Here is an 18947-nt window from a genome sequence, read left to right as displayed (position 1 = left end):
CTGCCCGTCGAGCCCCGCGAGCAGCGGGGTCACGCCGTCCGCCGCGTCGGCGCCACCGGTGCCGGCGTCGGCGCCGTGCCCCAGCCAGTCACCGAAACTGTCGAGCTGCTGGCCGACGTTCCCGACCGCGACGTCGACGCTCACTCCCGAGGTCACCCAGACGCCGTCGAGGCCGATGTGGGCGTCGAAGTTCGATTCGGTGTGGAAGAACACGCCCGTCATGGGACCGTCGCCGATCCCGTCGAACGCGTGGCCGGTCTCGGGTCCGGAATCGGACAGCCCGAAGCCGCCCGCGCCCAGGCCGTTCATGCCGGGCAGATGCAGTCCCTGGGTACCGGGCAGGCCGAGCCCCGGCCCGAAGGAGGTCGCCGAGTGCGGCTCGGCGCCGAACGGGTGCGGAGCGTCGTCCGTATCGGCGGATCGACCGGCGGACGGCAGCGCGGTACCGGACGACACATCACCGACCGCGGACTGCGTCGGATGGCGGAGGTATCCGGGCAGGTCGAAGCCCTGTCCCCCGAAGCCCTGGCCCTCCCAGCCCTCGAGCCCGGGCAGACCCGGCAGGCCGAAACCGGGATTGCTGAGCGAACCGAACGGCACCGCGTCGGAGTCTCCGTGCCCGGTTCCCGGGTGCTGGCCCGAGGAGGGCGACTCGTTCTCCTCGGAGGGCACCGTCGGCGAATACCCGTCCCCCAGCGGGGTGGAGTACCAGTAGCCGCCGCCGCTCATACTGCCGTCGGGCGTGGACATCTGGAATCCGCCCTGCTGCTGCGGGGGCACGGCCGGATGCGGGGCCGCCCAGGGCAGCGCGGAGGTGGGAGCGGGCGGTGCGGAACTGCCCAGCACCGGGGGCGGTACGGAATCCGGATCGGGATCCGGATAGGTGACCACCGGGCTCGGCGCATCCGGCTGCGGATCGTTGCTGACCCATCCGGCGATGCGGCTGGTGTGCGACTCGTTCGTCGGCGCCGGAGATCCGTTGGAGGCGATCAGGGCTCCGCCGGTGACGTACGCGCCCGCCCTGGCCACGCGGGCGACACCGGTGGCGACACGGTACGCGGTATCTTCCGCGTGATCGCCCGCGCCCGGATCGTCGTCCTCCATGGGCAGGTCACGCGTCATACAAGCTCCGCTCTCAGCTGTCCGGCGTCCGAACCGAACGGGGTATTGCCAAATTCAGATCGCTTTACACCTTATTTCCGGAAAACCCGCCTGTCACATCCCCCAGGTGAGGGGCAGGCGGCACCGTGCGGCGTCACACCAGGGTGGCATTGCCCGGTGCCGGATGGAAGCCCCAAGATCACCCGGCATTACCAACCGGACACATGCTCAGACCTGCGGAAGATCATTCATCCCCCGCGGGCTCCGGACAGGTCGGCTCCCAGTGGCTACCCGGTTGCCGACCTCACTCAAACCGCCCTCCGGCTATTTCTTGTCCTTGCCCTTGTCCGAGGACGAATCCGTCGACAACGCGGCCACGAACGCCTCCTGCGGAACGTCCACGCGGCCGATGGTCTTCATGCGCTTCTTGCCTTCCTTCTGCTTCTCCAGCAGCTTGCGCTTGCGGCTGATGTCACCGCCGTAGCACTTGGCCAGCACATCCTTGCGGATCGCGCGAATGTTCTCGCGGGCGATGATCTTCGAACCGACGGCCGCCTGGATCGGCACCTCGTACTGCTGGCGCGGGATCAGCTCCTTGAGCTTCTCGGTCATCCGGCGGCCGTAGGCCTGCGCCGCATCCCGGTGCACGATCGCCGAGAAGGCGTCGACGGCCTCGCCCTGCAGCAGGATGTCGACCTTCACCAGATCGGCCTGCTGCTCGCCGGCCTCCTCGTAGTCGAGGCTGGCGTAGCCGCGGGTGCGCGACTTCAGCGAATCGAAGAAGTCGAAGATGATCTCGGCCATCGGCAGCGTGTAGCGCATCTCGACGCGCTCCTCCGATAGGTAGTCCATGCCGCCCAATTCGCCGCGGCGGGTCTGGCACAGCTCCATGATCGAGCCGATGAACTCGCTCGGCGAGATGATGGTGACCTTGACGATCGGCTCGAAGACCGACCGCGACTTGCCCTCGGGCCAATACGAGGGATTGGTGACGATGTGCTCGACGCCGTCCTCCATGATCACCCGGTAGATCACGTTGGGCGCGGTGGAGATCAGGTCCAGGTTGAACTCGCGCTGCAGCCGTTCGCGGGTGATCTCCATGTGCAGCAGGCCGAGGAAGCCGCAGCGGAATCCGAAGCCCAGCGCCACCGAGGTCTCCGGCTGATAGGTCAGCGCGGCATCGTTGAGCTGCAGCTTGTCCAGGGCGTCGCGGAGATCCGGGTAGTCCGAGCCGTCGACCGGGTACAGGCCCGAGAACACCATCGGGCTCGGCTCCCGGTAGCCGGTGAGCGGCTCGGCGGCGCCGCCGCGGGCGGAGGTGACGGTGTCGCCGACCTTCGACTGGCGCACGTCCTTCACGCCCGTGATCAGATAGCCGACCTCGCCGACACCCAGGCCCTTCGTCGGCTTCGGCTCCGGAGAGACGATGCCGATCTCCAGCAGCTCGTGGGTGGCGCCGGTGGACATCATCTTGATCTTCTCGCGCGGGGTGAGCTTGCCGTCCACCACGCGAACGTAGGTGACGACGCCGCGATAGGTGTCGTACACGGAGTCGAAGATCATGGCCCGGGCGGGCGCATCCGCGTCGCCGACCGGCGCCGGTACCGCCTCGACCACCCTGTTCAACAGTTCGGGCACGCCGACGCCCGTCTTACCGGAGACCCGCAGCACGTCCTCCGGCTCGCAGCCCACGATGTGGGCCAGCTCGGCGGCGTACCGATCCGGATCTGCGGCGGGCAGGTCGATCTTGTTCAGGACCGGGATGATCTCCAGATCCTTGTCCAGCGCCAGATAGAGATTGGCGAGGGTCTGCGCCTCGATCCCCTGCGCCGCGTCGACCAGCAGGATCGCGCCCTCGCACGCCTCCAGGGCGCGCGACACCTCATAGGTGAAGTCCACGTGGCCCGGGGTGTCGATCAGGTGCATCACGTAGTCGGTGCCGTCCACCGTCCACGGCAGCCGCACGTTCTGGGCCTTGATGGTGATACCGCGCTCCCGCTCGATATCCATCCGGTCCAGATACTGCGCGCGCATCTGCCGCTCCTCGACCACCCCGGTCAGTTGCAGCATACGATCGGCCAGGGTCGACTTCCCGTGGTCGATGTGCGCGATGATGCAGAAGTTCCGGATCCGCGAGGGATCGGTGAACGTCGTATCGGCGAAGCTGGGCACTCCACTCTCTCTCTAATTGCGCCGCCTCCGGCGTCGCGGGTCTGCGGCGCCCGTGTGGCTCGGCTTTCGGCGGCGGCCGCTTGCTCGTTCGTCGCGTACGCGGCAGCCACCGAAAAAGGGCCGTGCCGCAACCGTGCGTGGCCCGATGGTGCTGTCCGCTCATGTTTCAGCTTATGGGCAACGCCGGGCGGCGTTGCACGGTCCCCTCCCCTCGGCGCGGTACCACTCACATACACGAGAGGTCTGGGTCACATTCCGTCTGCTCGGCTCATCCCAGCCGGGATGTCGGCTCGCCGCGAAGCGCACGCCGTGCAGGTGCGGTACCGAGTGACATTGACACCATGGCGAGTCGAGCTAGGCGCCAAGGCTTCTGGAACCCCGTCCTCGGAGAAGGAAAGTGCGGTGGTAGTCGAGGCGCGGCGCGATGCCCGAGGCGCGGCGCGTGATGGGTGCGACAGTCTCGGTCGAACACCCGATGCCACCAATACCGTTGTGCCGCACTAACTTCCATGCGGGCGTGGGTGAGGGCGGGGAATCGGCGGTCGACGGTGTAGCTCCGCGGTCAGGCTCAGCGGTCGAGTTCCCCGGCGCGCACACCCGCCGTGAACGCATCCCATTCGTGCGGGGCGAACACCAGCGCCGGACCGGCCGGACTCTTCGAATCCCGGACACCGACACCACCGTCCCCGAGCCACGCCACCTCCACGCAGTCGGTCTGGCCGCTGCTGTGGCTGCTCTTGAACCAGTTCACCCCGGAGAGATCAGTATTCACGCTTCATACTCCCTAGCGGCCCGCCTGAGCAGGTCTCGCGATTCCGTTTCATCGAGCGCTGTACTCCGTATGACCGAAGCGAGTTCATGGTAGCGCCGCACGTCGGCGGCAGCCTCGAGATACAAGTCCGGCTTCCCGACACCTTCGAAGTAGACCAGCGGTGGCTCGACGACCCGGCCCTTGGCATCCACCCCGAAGTCCAGGATCACGAACGGGCCATGAAGTAGTCCCTGAGAACATCCTGCGCTGAACGGGTGGATCCGAATGCTGATGTTCGGCCGCTTGCCGATCTCCGCCAGGTACCGCAACTGCTTGGCCATCACGCGGGTGTCGCCGACGACACGGTGCAGCGCCGACTCGTGCAGCAACAACTCGAGTCTCACCGGATCGGCCTTGCGGGTCACGATGCGCTGCCGCCGCATCCGCAGCGCCACCCGGCGTTCGATGTCCTCCGGGCTGTCGTCCCGGTAGAAATCGCTGATCAACGCCCGCGCATAGTCGGGAGTCTGCAGCAGGCCGAGCACGATCTCCTGATACGAGAGCAATTGGCGCGCCTGGGCCGCCAGCTCCACATACATGTTGAAGGTCGCGTCGCCGTACAGGCCGGAGAACGCGGTGTACCACGACGAATCCGAGGTCTGCCTGGCGAGTTCCACCGCGCGAGCGGTGTCTTCCGGCGAGACCTCGTACAGCTCACACAGCGCCTTCACGTCCTCCACGCGCACCTTCTTCGTACCGGCCGCCTCGATGCGCTGCAGTGCGCCCTGACTCAGCTCCACCAGGGCGGCGGCCCTGGCGATACTCAACCCCTGCCCCTCTCGGCACTCGCGCAGGAACCGGCCGAGCTGGCGCCGGGGAAGGGTCGTGGGTTCGGTTTCGTCCTCACTGGTCATTGTCCTGTACATCCTTTGCGGAAGTGAATGGATCGGCGCCGGAAATCGAATCAGGTCCCGCACCATTTGCGAACCGCTTCCTGGCAATTCCTATGCCCCCGAAACGGATTGCCCGATGCGTCTGGCAACAGCGTAGCGCGCGTGGTGAGGTGAGTCACAGCAATGAGATTCAAAAGCGACAGAAAGCTTCGCGAATACCCAAACTTACCGACCGACAACAACTTTCGTCCGACAACACAGCGACTCGAAACCCATCCTTCGAGCCGCCCGAAATGATGCCACTATCGAAGTCCACAGCGGACCGCGCGTCCGGCAAATGGCACCGATCCGAGCCGAGATGCACCACGCACCGACGGCTGCCACGAGAATGCGAAAGCTGGTGATTTCGCCTACCGGATAAATGGGCGCCGCAGGCTCATCACGCCGCGAAAGGTTTTCGCTGCGACTGTTCCCGCAGCCACCGCTGGTGTTCCTCGCGCTCACGCTCATTGCGCAGGTGGATACGGGTGACCACCTCGGCGAACAGTTCGTTGGCGTGGTGGCGGTGGTTCACCTCGGGAATCCGTTCCGGATCGATATGTGGCGGCGCGATCCATGCCGTGCGCCCCGCATAGGACGAATCCTCGACCTCCGCAACGGTTCTCCAGCCACCTGGCCCGTCGTGGATCAACGCATGACACGCATCGCATGCCAGGGTGAGATTGTCGATGTCCGTGGATCCGCCCTTGCGGTAGTCGAGGACGTGATGCACCGCGCACATGCTGGCGGGCGCGCCGCAACCGGGCCGTGAACATCCGCGCAGGACGGCGATCAATGCCAGCCGCTGCGACCGGGAAGCCAGGCGCTTCATTCGCCCCAGATGCAGCGGCAACCCGGCATGATCGAATACCGCCAGGAACGGCCGTGACCGCTGCGCCATGGCGAGCGCGTCACCGATCGGGATGGTCCCGCCCGTCGCGGTCGTCGCCACTCCCGACATCTGCTCCAGGTCTCCGACTTTCATCGTCAGCACGGTCGCGACCGGCACCCCGCGATGCGATCCGAGTTCCTCCGCGATCACCCCCGACGCCAGCAGCGCCTGCACCGCATCGTGATTGCGCTGTGCCGTGGACCGGTGATCGCGACCCGCGGCCTCGGCCAGCACCCGCGGATTCACCCGATCCACATCCACCGCAGGACTCTCCGGATCTTCCGGATTGCATACTCCCGGCCGGGCGTACTTGGCCAGCAACGGATCCAGCAATGCCCGCAACACCGGGTCGATCTCCCCGCGTATCGGGGACATGCCATCCGGCCGCTGCCTGCCCACCGTCAACCCGCGCATTCGCGCGCGATCGTTGTCGGTGGTCAGCCGGCCGTCCGGGTCCAGGTGCGCCAGTATCCGCTCGCCGATCTTGCCGATGTCGTCGGGAGATCCCGATCGGGCGAACTCCGCCAAAATCTGCTCTGCCGCCTCCCGATCCTCTGTCGAGGTTCCGCGCGGCACCCGATTCATCACTGCCGCTACGCCGCGCGCGTGATCGGCCGAAATCTCCCCTGACCGTAGGGCTTTCGCGGTGTGTGGCAACTGCGGGTCCATCGGCTCACCGGCCATATCGTGAAAGGTGGCCACCCACAGCGCCTGATGCACCCGCGCGCCCGCATCCGCGCTCGCCAGCCGCAGCGTCTCCATCAGGAACCGCTTCAACGACTTCGCGCCGCACCGAGCCGGCAGCGACCGCTCATTCGCCTCGACCAATAATCTGTGCTGCAGCGCCGCCAGCCTCCGTACACACCGCTCCACATCCCGCATGGCATCGACGACCTCGTCATCGGACATGGGAGTAAGCGGAAGGTCGAGCAGGTCGGTGACAGCGGTCCGCAGCGGGCCGACGGCCCGCTCCCCGATACCCTCCCCACTCGAATGCATGTTCGAATTCTATCGGAGCGCGGGGCGCGGCAACAGCGAAAATAAAATCTGATCCACACGTCTTCACACTGGACAAACGGCCGAACGACTCTGCCACATAAGTGTTTCGGGTGCGCCCGGCAACCAGCGGACACACGGCTCCCGATACCCCTGGAAATCCGCGACCAGGTTCACGACGACCGTCCCGGCTACTCCTGGAGTAACAACGGGCCGCTGGGGATGGATCTGCCCGCCCTCGACACCTGGCCGAACACGCTGGACAGCCCGGATGCCATAGCCGAGTGAGCAAATCCACAGCTCGCACAACGGGATACGCGCGGGATGAGTTTGCGTCCTTACGCCGTTATAGTCCGATTCATGGCCAGCACGTGGAGCTCACTCGGCAAGCAGTTGGGGACCATTGCCAGGGAGCAGGGGCCCAGGATCGTCAAGCGGCAGGCGCCGAAGCTGGTGGACCGGATGCAGCGGTCCTCGATGTGGGATCGGGCGCTGGGGCGGCGGAAGGCGCCCGGGGTCGCGGTCCGGCCGACCGCCTCGACGCCGGTGCCCACGCGCGAGCGGGCGCGGCAGGTGGTGTACTGCCCGCACCTGGACGGGCGCGCCGATCCCGGCGAGATCGTCTGGACCTGGGTGCCCTTCGAGGAGGATCCGAGCAACGGCAAGGACCGGCCGGTGCTGGTCGTCGGCCGGGAGCGCACCCTCCTGCTGGGCCTGATGCTGTCGTCCAACCCGCAACGCGCGGGCGACCACAATTGGATCGAGATCGGTTCCGGGCCTTGGGATTACGAGGGCCGGACGAGCTGGGCGCGGCTGGACCGGGTGCTGGACGTGCCCGAGGCCGGAATCCGCCGCGAGGGTGCGGTGCTCCCCCGCAAGACCTTCGATCTGGTCGCCCATCGGCTGTGCATCGAATACCACTGGCAATGAGCACGATCGAACTCTCAGCTCACGAAGCCATATTCCTGGAGCGGCCGAACAGCAGCCCGTAGACGAGGGCGCCGAGCGCGCCGCCCACGAGCGGAAATACGACGAACACCCAGACCTGGGCGAGCGCACCGGGTTGATAGGGCGCGACGGCGAGGCTGCGCGCCGGGTTGACCGAGGTGTTGTCGATCGGGATCGAGATCAGATGGATGACCGCGAGCGTGATGCCGATGGACAACCCCGCCAGCGGAAGGTCGGACAGCTGGTCGGTGGACGCGAGCACGACGAACACCAGCAGGGCGGTCAGGATGATCTCCACCGTGATGGCGGCCGCGAGACCGTAGCCGTTCTGCGTGAGCGTGCCGATCGGACCCTCGAGCTCCACCTTCGACGGGCTGTGCGCGCCCCAGCCGTTGGCGCCCAGGCCGTCCCGCACCCGGTCGTAGGACGGCAGGTTCTGCGCCAGCGCATAGACGACGGCGCCGGCCGCGAATCCGCCGATCAGCTGTGCCACAACATAATTGATCGCGGTCACCACGGTGATCCGGCCGAGCAGCAGTTGCCCCAGCGTCACCGCGGGATTCACGTGGCAGCCGGAGATCGGCCCGATCGAATACACCAGAAACAGCAGCGTGAACCCGAACGCCAGGGCCACCCCGAGCGCGCTCACCCGATCCCCCGCGATCACTGCGGTGCCGACGCCGCCCAGCACCAGCACGAACGTGCCGATCGCCTCGGCGAGCAGCTTCCGGGTCAGCGGAACCGGCCGCCGTTCAACGTCTTCCTCGACAACTTCCTGAGCAGTCGGAGACATCTGCCACCTTCCCCTTTCGAGCCGGGCATCGAGAGCAGGTACTACGCGGAGAATTCGTGAACGGACGACCGGTACGGTCGCTCTCGTCGGACGCTACGCGAGCCGGGACCGCTCCACAACGATCCCGCGCGGCCGCGCCGCCCACATGTTTCTCGCGGCGAGACGGGCAACCGGTCCGGGCGGTGACGCCTATCCGGCGAAGAGGACACCGATGGCCGCCGCGGCGACGGCCGTGCCGATCACCAGCGCGATCGCCGTGTGCCGCACGGTCAGCATCCGCTCCCGGCGCACGACTACGAAGAAGTACACCGTCGCGGGCAGCGCGACCGTGGCCGCGGTGACCATGCCCGGTGAATAGTCGCCGAACCAGGCCGCCGTGCCCAGGTGGAATGCGGCGTTGACGGCGAACTGCCATTGGAACGCCACGGCCATGATCACCCATCCGGTGCGGGACGGATTCCGAGCGGCCTGCCAGGAGCACAGCAGCACCAGCAGGATCAGCGGGATGTGGCTGACGGCGAACTTCTCCGTCGTCAGGTGCGCGAAATGCTCCGACACCCAGGCCGCGAACTGCGGCATCTCCTCCAGGGTGTGGACGACGAACACCGCGAACGGCAGGAAGAACAGGAGCGGAACAGCCGCGGCGGGGAAGCCTCGCGCAGCCGTCGATGAAACAGCTACGGGTGATTCGGACATCAGCACATCCTCTCTGATCAATACATGCGAATGTGACTATATATTGCACGCGGTGTCGCCGGAACCCTTCGGCCGGACGGACTTTCGGCCCGGCCGGAACCCGCGAGGGGTCGGGATCCGGCCGGGCCGTGCTCAGCGAGTGCCGAGCCGCACCGGCAGTTCGAGCGGGCCGGTGGTGCTGATCTGCGTCGCGTACGAAATATCCGCCGGATCGCAGGCGAGTTCCAGGTGCGGGAAGCGGTTGAACAGCATCGACAGGGCGATGCGGCTCTCCAGGCGGGCCAGGGGCGCGCCGAGGCAGAAGTGCGGTCCGCGGCCGAAGGCCAGCTGGTCACGGTGGTCGTGATTGATGTCGAAGGTGTCCGCGTCCGGGTAGTGGCGCGCATCCCGCCCGACGCCGCCGGTCCACAGCATCATGCTGCCCGCCGGAACCTCCACATCGGCGACCGTCACGTCCGTGCGCGCGTAACGCATCAGCGCGCCGACGACCGACGAGTCGTACCGCAGCACCTCCTCCACGACATCCGCCCACCGATCTCCCGCGACCGCCTCGGCACGCTGCTCGGGATGGGTGCACAGCACCACCACGGCATTGCTCAGCAGGTGCACGGTCGTCTCGTGGCCCGCCACGATCACCAGCCAGAGCATGTTGACCAGTTCCTCGGTGGTCAGGTCGTTGTCCGTATTGGCCTGCAGCAGTGCGGAAGTCAGGTCGTCTCCCGGCTCCCGGCGCTTGCGCTCGAGCAGTTCGGTGAAGTAGCCGATCATGCCGATCATCGCGTTCTGGGCCTGTTCGGCGGTGGCGGTCGCCGACACGATCGCGGCCGTCCAGTCCTTGATCTGCCCCTGCTCGCCCGGCGGCACCCCGAACAGCGCGCAGATCACCCGGACCGGAAGCGGGGTCGTGAAATGCGAGACCAGGTCGATCTCGTCCGTCTCGGGGAAGGCGGCGATGAGATTCGCGGCGATCTTCTCGACCGCCGGTTCGAGCGCCGCGACCCGGGCCGGCGAGAACGCCTGACCGATGGTCTTGCGCAACCGCCGATGGTCGAGGCCGTCCAGATTGAGCATGTGATCGATATCGGTCAGGGCGCGCAGCGGCCAATCCGCCGGGATGGTGCCGTCCCGCAGCGCCGGACAGTTCGCCGCGTTCTTGCTGAACAGCTTGTCGTCGAGCACATCGCTGACCGCCCGGTGACTGACCGCGACGAAAGCCGGTACGCCCCCGGGCAGTTCGATCGGGACCACCTCGCCGCGCGCGCGGATTCGCGCATAGGTCGCGTGGATGGACTCCCCCGCGGTAGGCAGCTGAATGACTGACTCGGTCATGATGTCTCCCCAAATGGTTTCCGGCCGACGCCCAGGAGTGTGGACCGCCGACGGAAGCCACGACAGCCGTCGCGGGATCTCCTGCCCGCCACCGGAATCCCCGAGCACCAAAACGTAAGTGGCCGCGGGTGTCAGGCCAGCCGGGTGACCTCCACCGTCACCTCCAGGTCGGTCGAGCCGTCGCCGGAGAAGATGCCCTTCAGCGGGGGTACGTCGGCGTAGTCGCGCCCCACTCCGACCGATACGTGCCGCTCGCTGACGGGGATGTTGTTGGTCGGGTCGTAGCCCCACCAGCCGCCCGTCCACGCCTCCACCCAGGCGTGCGACTGCCCGGCCACCGTCCGCCGCGTTTCCGCCGCGGGCTGCGGATGCAGGTAGCCGGAGACGTAGCGGCTGGGAATTCCTATGCTGCGCAACAACACCAGGGTCAGGTGGGCGTAGTCCTGGCAGACTCCCTGGCGTTCGGCGAAGGCCTGCACCGCCGAGGTGTGCACCGAGGTGGTGCCGGTGATGTAGTCCATCTCCGCGTGCACCCACTCCGCCGCGCGCACCACGGCCTTGGCGGGTGCCACGCCGCGCGACAGCTGCCGCGCCACCGAGGCCAGCCGGCGATCCCGCGGCACGTATCCGGTGGGGGCGAGCAGTTCGTCGTAGCGGTCCGTGATCTCGAGGGAATGCAGTGCGTCCCAGGACAATTCGTCGGCCGGGCCGGAATTCGGCTCGGTCTCCACCACCGACGAGCCGGTGACCTCCAGCTCCGTATGCGGGGCGTGCAGGTCGAACGAGGTCACCGCCGTCCCCCAGTAGTCGGTGTAGCGGTAGGACCGCGTGGAGGGCACGGTCTCCACGCGGTTCAGGATCACGTTCTGGCGGCTGTCCGCGCGCGGGGTCAGCCGGGCCTCGTTGAACGACCGGGTGACCGGCGCGTCGTAGACGTATCCGGTGGTGTGCACCACCCGCATGCGCCAGCTCATGGTGTGTCCTTTCCGACGGGGGCGGGCCGCTGCTCCTCCGGCTCGTGCCCCGAGTGCAGGTCCGTCCAGGCCACCCAGGGGGCGGCGTGGAAGTACTGCCGGGCCACGGCCTCGCTCACCTGGCGGCAGGTCTGCTGCAGCAGCAACAGCCGAGTCTGCAAGTCCTCCAGCAGGATTCCCGGCGGCAGGAACTCCAGTTCGCTGCGGCCCCGGCCGAGCAGCCGGGCCGCCTCGTGCCGTGCCCCGAAACGGCTGTTCGGGCGGCGATCCAGCTCCTGCAGACAGCCCTCGGCCACCCGCAGCGAATGGAATACCGAGCGCGGGAACAGGCGGTCCAGCAGGATGAATTCGACGACCAGGTTGGCGTCCAGCGCACCGCGGTGGGTGCGCAGATAGGTGTCGTGCGCCCCCGCCGAGCGCAGCACCGTGACCCACGCGGGCGAGGACGTGCGGTCCCCGGCGCGCGAAAGCAGCAGGCGCACGGTCATATCCACGCGCTCGACGGACCGGCCCAGCAGCAGGAACCGGTAGCCGTCGTCGCGGCTGAGCGTCGAATCCGAGAGCCCGGCGAACATCGCCGCCCGGCCGGAGATGTAGTGGAAGAACTCGTGCGGCCCCAGGGCACGGGCGTTCTTCTCGGCGGCCGCGAGGCCGTTGTAGGTGGCGTTGAGGCACTCCCACATCTCGCTGGAGACGACCTCGCGTGCCCCGCGGGCATTTTCGCGAGCCTTGACGATCGAGTCGACGATCGAGCCGCCGTGCGAGTAGCTGAACCCCACCAGATTCGTCACCGACCACACGTCGAGTTCGCCGTCGGGCGGCTCGATACCCAAGACCCGCAACAACACTCGCGACGTGCGGTCCGGATCGACCGTGGCATCCTCGAGCAGCTGATGCACCGCCACATCCAGAATGCGGGCGGTGTCGTCGGCGCGCTCGACGTATCTGCCGATCCAGTAGAGCGATTCGGCATTGCGCGCCAGCATCGTCGTTCACCACCTTCAGTTGTCCGGGCCGTCCAGCCGCCCGGTCAGGTCTGCTGTTGTTGCTGCTGTTGCTGATTGGCCTGGGTGGCGCTGAGTTCGCGGCCCTGCTCGCGCGCCTCGGCCTCGGGCGGCTCGGAAACCAGTTCGGCCCCGGCCAATTCGCGTTTCTCGTCGGAGGTGCGCGGCGCCAGCACCCAGGTGTCCTTGCTGCCGCCGCCCTGGCTGGAATTGACCACCAGCGAATCCGACGGCAGCGCCACGCGCGTGAGACCGCCCGGCAGCACCCAGATCTCGTCGCCGTCGTTGACCGCGAACGGGCGCAGATCCACGTGCCGCGGCCGCAACCCGTGGCCGATTTTGGTCGGCACCGTGGACAGCTGCACCACTGGCTGCGCGATCCAGCCGCGCGGGTCGGCCCGGATCTTGCGGCGGCTGGCCTCGAGCTCCTTGCCGTCGGCGACGGGCCCGATCACGATGCCGTACCCGCCGGAACCCTCCACCGGCTTGATCACCATCTCGTCGATGCGCTCGAGCACCTCGTCGCGCTCCTCCGGCAGCCAGCAGCGCCAGGTGTCGACATTCGGCAGCACCGGCTTCTCGCCCAGGTAGTACTCGATGATGGTGGGCACGTAGGCGTAGGTGAGCTTGTCGTCGCCGACGCCGTTGCCGAAGGCGTTGGCGAGCACCACATTTCCGGCCCGGGCCGCATTGAGGATGCCCGCCACGCCGAGCACCGAGTCGTGCCGGAACTGCATCGGGTCCAGGAACTTGTCGTCGATGCGCCGGTAGATCACGTCGACCTGCACCTCCCCCGCCGTGGTGCGCATGTAGACGACATTGTCGCGGCAGAACAGGTCGCGGCCCTCCACCAACTCCACGCCCATCTGGCGGGCCAGCAGCGAATGCTCGAAATAGGCGGAGTTGTAGACGCCCGGGGTGAGCACCACCACGGTGGGGTCGGCCTCGTTCGGGGCGGCCGCCGCCCGCAGCGCGCGCAGCAGGTGGCTCGGATAGTCGCTGACCGCCCGCACCCGGTGCGAGAAGAACAGGTCCGGGAACACCCGCGCCATGGTGCTGCGGTTCTCCATCACATACGACACCCCCGACGGGGAGCGCAGATTGTCCTCCAGCACCCGGAACTCGCCGCGTTCGTCGCGGATCAGGTCGATCCCGGCGACATGAATGCGCACGCCGTTCGGCGGCACCACCCCCGCGGCCTCCCGATGGAAGTGCCTGCACGAGGTGACCAGGCGCTTCGGGATCACCCGGTCGCGCAGCACGGTCTGCTCGCCGTAGATATCGGCGAGGAACAGCTCGAGGGCCGTCACCCGCTGGCGGATGCCCCGCTCGAGCTTGGCCCATTCGGCCGCCGCGATCACCCGCGGCACCAGATCCAGCGGGAACGGACGCTCCTGGCCGGACAGCGAGAAGGTGATGCCCTGATCGATGAACGCGCGGTCCAGGGCGTCGGCGCGGCGCTCCAGATCGTCGGCCGCGATCGGCGCCAGCGCGTTGTGGATGCCCTTGTACGCGGCGCGCACGCGGCCCTGCGGGTCGAACATCTCGTCGAAGGCGCCCGCGTAGCGGCCGGGCCGGTACCCGTCGAAGATCCCCGCCACCCGGCCGTTGCCCGCCGGTGCGTGCACGGACGCGACCGGTCGCGGGGCCGCGGCGGGAGGCATGACAAAATGGTCCACCACCGGGCGGCGTCGCATGGTGAGACGCAGGTAAATTTCTTGCATCAGCATGCTTCCGACCGGGGCGATTTCACCCCGAACCGTGACAGCTGGTAGTCTCGACCGTCGGCGCGGCGCTACTTCTTTGGTGTAGTGCGCCCACAGACTTCCGAAGCATGACACCGAACTGACGACAGGAATCAGAGGAACAAGCGTGGCAAACATCAAGTCCCAGATGAAGCGGATCCGCACCAACGAGGTCGCGCGGCAGCGCAACCAGTCGGTGAAGTCCGCGCTGCGCACCTCGATCCGCAAGTTCCGCGAGGCCGCCGCGGCCGGCGAGAAGGGCAAGGCGCAGGAGCTGCTGGTGTCCGCCAGCCGCGACCTCGACAAGGCCGCCTCGAAGGGCGTCATCCACGCCAACCAGGCCGCCAACAAGAAGTCGGCGCTGTCGCTGGCCTACAACAAGCTGGGCTGATTCCCCGCGGTAGCTCACTACCGCACAATTCTTACGCAACGCCGCCGTGGCAGAGGGTCTGTGAACACAGACGACCACGGCGGCTTTTGTCGTGTCACGCAACATAATTCGCACGGGGTGAGCCGGTCGGCTACCGTGAGCGGATGTCGGGTGGGGTGCTGTGCAGGATCGCGGTGGCGGTCGCGATGGGGGCTCTGTTGGTTGGATGCAGCGAATCCCCCTCTCCCCCAGCGACTTCGGAGCCATCGGTGGAGCCGGTCGCGATGGGACTGCCGGGTGTGCGACCGAGCGGGGCGCGGCTGGACAGCGCGAGCAATACCGACTGGATGGGCGCACTGCCCGACGACCGGCCGCTGAGCCGGGTGTCGATTCCCGGCACCCACGACACCCTGTCCGTGCACGGCGGCAAGGCCGGACCCGCGGTGGTCACGCAGGAGGGCTTCGACGCCGGGTGCGGCGACGACAACTGCACCTCGAGGCAGAGCCTGCGCATCCAACTGGAGGCCGGTATCCGCGCTCTCGACATCCGGGTGCGCCGCGACGAAGCCGATGCGCTGGCCGTGCAGCACGGCTCGTTCTACCAGCAGGCGAACCTCGACGACGTGCTCGGCGTGGTCGACGACTTCCTGAACCGGCATCCGCGCGAGACCGTACTGATGCGGGTGAAGGCCGAATGCGCCGACGACGGCCGGCCCTTCGGCTGCGTCGACGCCGGCGGGCTGAAACCGGACCTGGCCCGCGTCGACCGGAACCTGGCCCCCTACCCCCGCGTCTGGCTACCCTCGGCCACCGGCCGCGCCGAGGTTCCGCCGCTGCGGGACGTACGCGGCCGAATCGTGATCACCCAGCTCGCGGGCATCGAAGGCGGCACGGACCGCGGCCTCCCCCTCGATGAACAGGACCTGTGGGACGGTCCCGACCGAGACGTGAAGTGGGCCGCCATCGCCGCCCACCTGGACAAGGCGGCAACCGCCCCACCCTCGGTCCTCACCGTCAACTACCTCTCCGCCAACGGAGCCCCCGACCCCACCAAACTCCCCGCCCGCTACGCCTCCTTCGAAAACCAGCACACCCTGAACCACCTGCGCAGCCGACCGGCCGCCCCCACCGGCACACTGATGATGGACTTCCCGGGCCCGGACCTGATCGGCGAGATCATCCACCAGAACACCACTGTCTAGATATCGGATGACTGCAATAGCTGCAATGCATGCATTGCTGCTACCCTGGGTATATGACGGCATTGACCATTCGAGATGTACCAGAGGAAGTACTGCGAACAGTAAAGGTTCACGCCGCTCAGGCCGGACAATCCCTCCAGTCGTACGTGCAGGCACTCCTCGAACATGATGCCGCGCAAACGAATCCGCTGAACTCGGCTGACGAAACGCGAGGTCAGCGCGCGATACGGCGAGCCCGCGGCAGCGCGAACAACCCGCAGACCCGTGGACTGTCGACCGATCAGCTCATGGAACTGCTGCGCGGTGCCTAAGACCCTCGTCGACACCTGCGTACTCCTCGACATGCTGGGCGACGATCCAGCCTGGGGACAGTGGTCCAGCGAACAGATTCGAGATGCGATCGACGGCGAAGGGGTCGTGATCAACCCGATCGTGTACGCGGAGGTATCCATCCATTTTGCGAGCATCGAGGATCTCGAAGCCACGCTGCCCCCTGAGGATTTCTGTCGTGAGGGACTGCCCTGGGAGGCCGGGTTCCTCGCGGGGCGGGCCTTTCTGCAGTATCGGCACAAGGGTGGCGCCAAGACCTCGCCGCTCCCCGATTTCTATATCGGCGCGCATGCAGTTCTCGACGGTTATCGACTGCTGACCCGCAATCGGAAGGATTTCCGGAGCTACTTCCCGGCCTTGGAGATCGTGGCGCCCGAGCGAGACTCAGGTGGTGCCGTGTAGGTCGAGGATCTTGGACAGGGCGTGTTCGAGGGCGAAGTCGGTGTCGGCGGCGCCGCCCTTGACGTCGGCGTTCAGGGTGGCGACGACCTGGAGGGCGGTGCCGATGGTGGCGGGGGTCCAGCCGCGGGCCTGGCCCTGGGCCTTCTTGACCTTCCACGGGGGCATGCCCAAGGTCGAGGCCAGTTTGAACGGGTCGCCGCGCCCGGCCGAGCCGACCTTGGCGATGGTGTGCACCGAATCGGCGAGGGCGTCGGCGAGCAGGACGGCCGGGACGCCGCGGTCGGTGGCCCAGCGCAGGGCCTCCATGGCGGCCGGGCGGTCGCCCGCGACGGCGAGCTCGGCGACGTCGAAACCCGTCACCTCGGCCCGGCCCGAGTAGTAGCGGCGGACGGCGCCGACATCGACCCGGCCGCCGGTATCGGCGACCAGCTGCGAGCAGGCGGCGGCCAGCTCCCGCAGATCCGAGCCGACGGCCTCCAGCACGGTCTGCACCACCTCGGCGGGAACCCGGATGCCGGCGGCGCGGAATTCGTTGCGCACGAACTCGATTCGCTCACCGGTTTTGGTGATCTTGGCGCACTGGTGCACCTCGGCGCCCGCCTTCTGCAATGCGGGTGCGAGCGCCTTGGCGCGCCCACCGCCGGTATGCAGGATGACCAGCACCACGCCCTCCGGCGGCGACCCGGCCGCGTCGGTGATCACGGCGACCGCATCCTTGCCGGCCTCGGCCGCCGACTCCAGGATGATCACCCGGTCCTCGGCGAACAGCGAAGGGCTGAGCAGCTCCGCCAGCTCGGAGGTGCTGGCGTCGCCGGCGCGCATCCGATCCACGGGTAGTGACTCCGGATCCGGGGCGACGGCACGTACCCGGGCGACGATCGCGGAGACCGCGCGATCGATCAGCAGTTCTTCCTCACCGAGCACGAGATGGACGGGTGCGGGGCGTTCGGTCACGCGACGATCCTACGGGTGCGCACCGACAGCCCCCGCACCCCTGGCCCCTCGGCCCGCACGTTTCGGCGCGGGCTGGGCGACCCGCTGATGCGACAGGTTCGGCAGCCGGGCGGTATCCCGCTGCGTGCGGCCACGTTCGGTCAACTCCCGTCCAACTCGGTGGGACAAGTCCGGGACCGCGGTCGGGTGAGACGCCACAGGACCAGCACGGCGACGGCCATGACCGAGACGACGATGGACACGCCGGGAATGCCGCCCGGGACCGTGAGCGAGGCATCCAGCGCCGCAAGGCGTTCCGCGACGGTCAACAGCCACCACAGCATCGGTTGCGTCAGGTGCAGGACCGTCACCGCGGCGGGCGCCCACACGCACGACAGCACCGCGGCGATCGTTCCGAGGATGGTGATCGGCGCGATCACCGGCTCGACCAGGACGTTCGCGAGGATGCCCAGCAGGCCGACGTGTCCGGTCAGTGCGGCGATGACGGGGGTGGTGACCAGGAAGGCGGCCGTCGCGACCGCCAGTGCCTCCGCCGGAAGTCGCGGCCAGCCGCGTTCCCGCAGCCACAGTGACCAGCGCGGCGCCAGCAGGACCAGTGCGGCCGTCGCCAGGACCGACAGCGCGAATCCGGCGTCCACGGCGAGGGCGGGCGCGTAGGCGAGCAGGCCGAGGACCGCCGCGCAGAGTGCGGGCAGTGCCTGTTTTCGTCGGCCGGTCAGCAGGGCGAGCACCGCGACCGCGCCCATCACCGCCGCCCGCAGCACCGACGGCGACGGCCGGGCGAGAATCACGAAGAGCACCAGGGCCAGGGCCGCGAGCGCGATCCCGAGCCGGGCGTCCAGTGTCAGGGTTCGTACCGAAAACAGTACGGCGGCAAGGAGTATCGACACGTTCATGCCGGAGACCGCCGTTAGGTGCGCCAGGTCGGTCTGGACGAAGTTCTCGCGAACGTGATCGGGCAGTCGGGATACGTCACCGACGACGAGGCTCGGCAGCAGTCCGGCGGCATCGTCGGGCAGGGCGCGATCGGCCGAGGCGGCGAACCTCGCCCGCACGACGCCCGCGGCACGCTGCCACCACGGCGCCGCCGCCACACCGGTCGGCGGCCCCTGCGCGCGGAGCACGGCCACCGTGAGATCCCGCCGCCACGGCCGGTCCAGGCGCGCGCGGAACTCCACTCGCTGGCCCGGCAGTAGCGTCGACCACCCCGCCTCGGGTGCGAGCACGAGGACCGCGCCGCCCGCGCGCACGCCCGTGTCCGCGTGCCGGTATTCCCGCAGGGTCGCCCGCAGCAGCCATTGACGGCCTCCGAACGACTTGCCGGGCAGGGGTTTCGGGTCATCGACCGGCGTGACG

Annotated in this window: 17 protein-coding genes and 1 pseudogene; 5 read left to right on the top strand and 13 right to left on the bottom strand. The window is 67.9% G+C overall.

The window, feature by feature from the left end; all coding sequences use genetic code 11:
* From NM1_RS39240 to NM1_RS39220, 5 genes and pseudogenes are all read right to left on the bottom strand, one after another.
* Positions 1 to 1122: pseudogene (locus NM1_RS39240) on the bottom strand (hypothetical protein); the annotation flags it as partial.
* 303 nt (positions 1123 to 1425) lie between these two features.
* On the bottom strand, positions 1426 to 3273 hold the full coding sequence (gene lepA, locus NM1_RS39235) for a translation elongation factor 4 (protein ID WP_068032671.1): 1848 nt from the start codon (positions 3271 to 3273) through the stop codon (positions 1426 to 1428).
* A gap of 568 nt (positions 3274 to 3841) precedes the next feature.
* A complete protein-coding gene (locus tag NM1_RS39230; protein WP_068032669.1) occupies positions 3842 to 4045 on the bottom strand; it encodes a DUF397 domain-containing protein in 204 nt (67 codons plus the stop codon).
* On the bottom strand, positions 4042 to 4938 hold the full coding sequence (locus tag NM1_RS39225; protein WP_068032667.1) for a helix-turn-helix domain-containing protein: 897 nt from the start codon (positions 4936 to 4938) through the stop codon (positions 4042 to 4044). The genes NM1_RS39230 and NM1_RS39225 overlap by 4 nt, the downstream gene beginning before the upstream one ends.
* A gap of 418 nt (positions 4939 to 5356) precedes the next feature.
* Entirely contained in the window at positions 5357 to 6847 is a 1491-nt protein-coding gene (locus NM1_RS39220) for an HNH endonuclease signature motif containing protein (RefSeq protein ID WP_068032665.1), read from the bottom strand.
* A 357-nt stretch (positions 6848 to 7204) separates the two neighbouring features.
* On the opposite strand from NM1_RS39220, the gene NM1_RS39215 reads away from it, so the two are divergent.
* Positions 7205 to 7774, top strand: a complete 570-nt coding sequence (locus NM1_RS39215; protein WP_068032663.1) for a type II toxin-antitoxin system PemK/MazF family toxin — start codon at positions 7205 to 7207, stop codon at positions 7772 to 7774.
* Positions 7775 to 7793: 19 nt separating this feature from the next.
* On the opposite strand, the gene NM1_RS39210 is transcribed toward NM1_RS39215, so the two are convergent.
* From NM1_RS39210 to NM1_RS39185, 6 genes are all read right to left on the bottom strand, one after another.
* On the bottom strand, positions 7794 to 8585 hold the full coding sequence (locus NM1_RS39210) for an aquaporin (protein ID WP_068032661.1): 792 nt from the start codon (positions 8583 to 8585) through the stop codon (positions 7794 to 7796).
* 189 nt (positions 8586 to 8774) lie between these two features.
* The gene (locus NM1_RS39205; RefSeq protein WP_147288867.1) at positions 8775 to 9281 is read right to left on the bottom strand and encodes an HXXEE domain-containing protein; all 507 of its coding nucleotides are present in this window, start codon (positions 9279 to 9281) and stop codon (positions 8775 to 8777) included.
* A gap of 132 nt (positions 9282 to 9413) precedes the next feature.
* Positions 9414 to 10610: a cytochrome P450 family protein gene (locus NM1_RS39200; RefSeq protein WP_068032658.1), complete on the bottom strand. Its 1197-nt coding sequence runs from the start codon at positions 10608 to 10610 to the stop codon at positions 9414 to 9416.
* Positions 10611 to 10741: 131 nt separating this feature from the next.
* On the bottom strand, positions 10742 to 11584 hold the full coding sequence (locus NM1_RS39195) for a transglutaminase family protein (RefSeq protein ID WP_084520474.1): 843 nt from the start codon (positions 11582 to 11584) through the stop codon (positions 10742 to 10744).
* Entirely contained in the window at positions 11581 to 12570 is a 990-nt protein-coding gene (locus NM1_RS39190; RefSeq protein WP_068032656.1) for an alpha-E domain-containing protein, read from the bottom strand. The genes NM1_RS39195 and NM1_RS39190 overlap by 4 nt, the downstream gene beginning before the upstream one ends.
* 44 nt (positions 12571 to 12614) lie before the next feature.
* Positions 12615 to 14132, bottom strand: a complete 1518-nt coding sequence (locus tag NM1_RS39185) for a circularly permuted type 2 ATP-grasp protein (RefSeq protein WP_246010838.1) — start codon at positions 14130 to 14132, stop codon at positions 12615 to 12617.
* Between the two features lie 328 nt (positions 14133 to 14460).
* Here NM1_RS39185 and rpsT point away from each other — a divergent pair, with 328 nt between their 5' ends.
* The 4 genes from rpsT (at position 14461) to NM1_RS39170 (ending at position 16637) form a co-directional block, all read left to right on the top strand.
* Complete coding sequence (rpsT, locus tag NM1_RS39180; RefSeq protein ID WP_068032654.1) at positions 14461 to 14724, top strand: 30S ribosomal protein S20; 264 nt, start codon at positions 14461 to 14463, stop codon at positions 14722 to 14724.
* Positions 14725 to 14987: 263 nt separating this feature from the next.
* The gene (locus NM1_RS39175) at positions 14988 to 15905 is read left to right on the top strand and encodes a phosphatidylinositol-specific phospholipase C (protein ID WP_169814403.1); all 918 of its coding nucleotides are present in this window, start codon (positions 14988 to 14990) and stop codon (positions 15903 to 15905) included.
* A gap of 53 nt (positions 15906 to 15958) precedes the next feature.
* Positions 15959 to 16216 (top strand): FitA-like ribbon-helix-helix domain-containing protein, encoded by a 258-nt coding sequence (locus tag NM1_RS43665; RefSeq protein WP_211339335.1) that lies wholly within the window; start codon positions 15959 to 15961, stop codon positions 16214 to 16216.
* Complete coding sequence (locus NM1_RS39170) at positions 16209 to 16637, top strand: type II toxin-antitoxin system VapC family toxin (protein WP_068032650.1); 429 nt, start codon at positions 16209 to 16211, stop codon at positions 16635 to 16637. The genes NM1_RS43665 and NM1_RS39170 overlap by 8 nt, the downstream gene beginning before the upstream one ends.
* On the opposite strand, the gene holA is transcribed toward NM1_RS39170, so the two are convergent.
* Together holA and NM1_RS39160 are read right to left on the bottom strand one after the other, a co-directional pair.
* Positions 16620 to 17591 (bottom strand): DNA polymerase III subunit delta, encoded by a 972-nt coding sequence (gene holA / locus NM1_RS39165; RefSeq protein ID WP_068032648.1) that lies wholly within the window; start codon positions 17589 to 17591, stop codon positions 16620 to 16622. The genes NM1_RS39170 and holA overlap by 18 nt on opposite strands.
* A gap of 140 nt (positions 17592 to 17731) precedes the next feature.
* Positions 17732 to 18947, bottom strand: a 1216-nt coding sequence (locus NM1_RS39160; protein WP_068032646.1) for a ComEC/Rec2 family competence protein, incomplete at its 5' end; no start/stop codon positions are given.

It is taken from the genome of Nocardia mexicana NBRC 108244, assembly GCF_001613165.1.
Taxonomy (GTDB): Bacteria; Actinomycetota; Actinomycetes; order Mycobacteriales; family Mycobacteriaceae; genus Nocardia; species Nocardia mexicana.
The sequence above is the reverse complement of the archived record's forward strand: the minus strand, read 5'-3'. Positions and strand labels throughout refer to the sequence as shown.